The organism is Stenotrophomonas terrae (genome assembly GCF_039674165.1).
Taxonomy (GTDB): Bacteria; Pseudomonadota; Gammaproteobacteria; order Xanthomonadales; family Xanthomonadaceae; genus Stenotrophomonas; species Stenotrophomonas terrae_A.
Window position 1 is genome coordinate 1 of the sequence record NZ_JBDJMY010000091.1, and the last position, 2,422, is coordinate 2,422.

2 protein-coding genes are annotated in these 2,422 nt (G+C 64.0%); one reads left to right on the forward strand and one right to left on the reverse strand.

What is annotated here, in order from left to right; all coding sequences use genetic code 11:
- Positions 1-172: 172 nt before the first annotated feature.
- The gene (locus tag ABE493_RS19350; protein ID WP_346501022.1) at positions 173-1,627 is read right to left on the reverse strand and encodes an MATE family efflux transporter; all 1,455 of its coding nucleotides are present in this window, start codon (positions 1,625-1,627) and stop codon (positions 173-175) included.
- 106 nt (positions 1,628-1,733) lie between these two features.
- Between ABE493_RS19350 and ABE493_RS19355 the strand changes: the two genes are divergently transcribed.
- Complete coding sequence (locus ABE493_RS19355; protein ID WP_346501024.1) at positions 1,734-2,141, forward strand: RNA-binding S4 domain-containing protein; 408 nt, start codon at positions 1,734-1,736, stop codon at positions 2,139-2,141.
- Positions 2,142-2,422: the final 281 nt, after the last annotated feature.

Below are 2,422 nucleotides of genomic sequence, written 5' to 3' on the forward strand. Positions count from 1 at the left end.
GCTAGGCACGAGGCTTCACCGGTAATGCCACTGCCGAGCATGGCTCGGCACTACAGATTGTTCAGCTCCCTCCCTTGCGCCGTAGGCGTAGGGGAGGGTTGGGGAGGGGTTGAGCTCTTGAGCCTTTCCAGCAATGCCAGCTTCGCCGCTGACGCCGCTCCCACAACGCTGTCTAGCGTTCCAATTCCACGTCAGGATCCGCCACCGGCGAGGGCGGCGTGGCGGCTACTTCCGCCGGCGTGGCCTGCGCCTGCTTGCCCAGAATGCTGGCCTTGCGCCAGTTGCCCCAGCGGTAATAGCTCATGATCATCAGCATCGAGCAGAACGCGCTGACCGGGAAGCTCCACCAGATCGCATCGGCACCAAACCGTGGCTGCAGCCACAATGCAAATGGAACCCGGATACCCCACATCGCCACCGCCAGGATCAGCAGCGGCGGCACCACCGCGCCGGTGGACCGGACCACGCCGGACACCACGAAGTTGACACCGAAGAACAGGAACGACCACACCGCGATGTGATTCAGATGGCGGCCGATCTCCAGTGCCTCGCTGGCCGCCGGCAGGAACAGCGCAAGGGTGCTGCGATCAAACAGGATGATCGGTGCGATCAGCGCGCCGGTCAGCAGGAAGTTGAACAGCACGCCGGTGCGCGCGGTGGCATCCACGCGCTCCCAGCGCCCGGCACCCACGTTCTGTGCAGCCATCGTCGAACACGCCGCGCCAATGGCCATCGCCGGCATCTGCACATAGGTCCATAGCTGCATTGCTGCGCCGTAGGCCGATGCGGTTTCCACGCCATAGCCATTGACCATGCTGATCATCATGATCATCGCCAACGAGATCAGGATCATCTGCAGGCCCATCGGCACGCCCTTGATCACCAGCGCCTTGAGGATGAAGGTGTCGATCTTCAGCAGGCCGATGTCCTTGCGCCCCAACCACAGCATGTGCCGCTTGTTGCGCAGGTAGAGCATCAGCCCGGCCAGCGCCAGGCCCTGCGAGAAGAACGTGGCCCAGGCGGAACCGGCGATGCCCAGCTCGGGGAAAGGGCCGACGCCGAAGATCAGCAAGGGATTGAAAGCGATATCCAGCAGCACCGCCAACAGCAGGAAGCGGAACGGCGTGCGTGCATCGCCGGCGCCGCGCAGAGCGGCGGTGATGAAGGCGAAGGCATACAACAGCGGCATCGCCAGGAAGATCACCTTCAGGTAGGCATCGGCCATCGGCAGCGATTCGGCCGGTGTACCCATCGCAAGCAGCAAGCGGTGCGACAGAAACCAGCCCAGCACCGCAATCACCACCGACAGCCCGATGAAGAAGGTGGCGCTGGTGCCCATGACCCGCCGCGCCTGCGGCAGGTCCTTGGCCCCGATCGACTGGCCGATCAGGATGGTGGCAGCCATGCCGATGCCGAATACCGAACCGATCAGGAAAAACATGATGTTGTTGGCATTGGCGGTGGCAGTCAGCGCCGCCTCGCCGAGGAACTTGCCCACCCAGATGGCATTGACCGAGCCGTTCAGCGACTGTGCGATGTTGCCCGCCAGAATAGGCAGGGCGAACATCAGCAGGCTGGGCCCGATTGGGCCTTCGGTGAGCGAGCGGGTTTGCTTGGGTTTCGACATGGAAAACGTTGTCGGGATCGGGGCTGGCACACTAGCATCTTGCAGGTGAGAGCGATGGTGGCAGGTATCACCGTCCGGATGTCTACCAAGGAGTCATGGCAGCGCAATGAGTGGTGAAGTCGTACCAGTAGCGAGCATCCGTCTTGATGTATGGCTGTGGGCCGCGCGCTTTTTCAAGACCCGCAGCCTGGCCAAGCAGGCCGTCGATACCGGCAAGGTCGACGTCGAAGGGCAGCGCCCGAAATCTTCCCGTGCGATCCGCATCGGTGACGCGCTGCGGGTGCAGCGCGGCGACGAGATTTTCGAGATCGCGGTACGCGGGCTCAGCGCCAACCGCGGCTCGGCCCCGGTAGCCCAGGCCTTGTACGAGGAAACGCCAGCGTCCAGGCAGGCGCGCGATGAACTGCGCCTGCGCCGCGCCGCCGAACGCACCGGTTACCAGGCCCCCGCACACCGCCCCGACAAACGCGCCCGTCGCCTGATCCGCGCCCTGGGTGACCTGGACGCCCTCTGAAGGGGCTGGGCAAAGGGCGTCACCCTGTAGTGCCGAGCCATGCTCGGCAGGGGACGTTACCGGGTAGCACCGATTTGTAGGAACGGCGTAAGCCGCGAAGCTGGTAATGCGCGAAAGGCCCAAAAAGCCCAAAAAGCCAACCCCTCCCCTCCGCCTTCGGCGCAAGGGAGGGGGTGTAGTGCCGAGCCATGCTCGGCAAGGGGCGTTACCGGAGAGGTTCAACCTGTAGTGCCGAGCCATGCTCGGCAGGGGGCATTACCGGTGAAGCTTCTGCCGAGCAT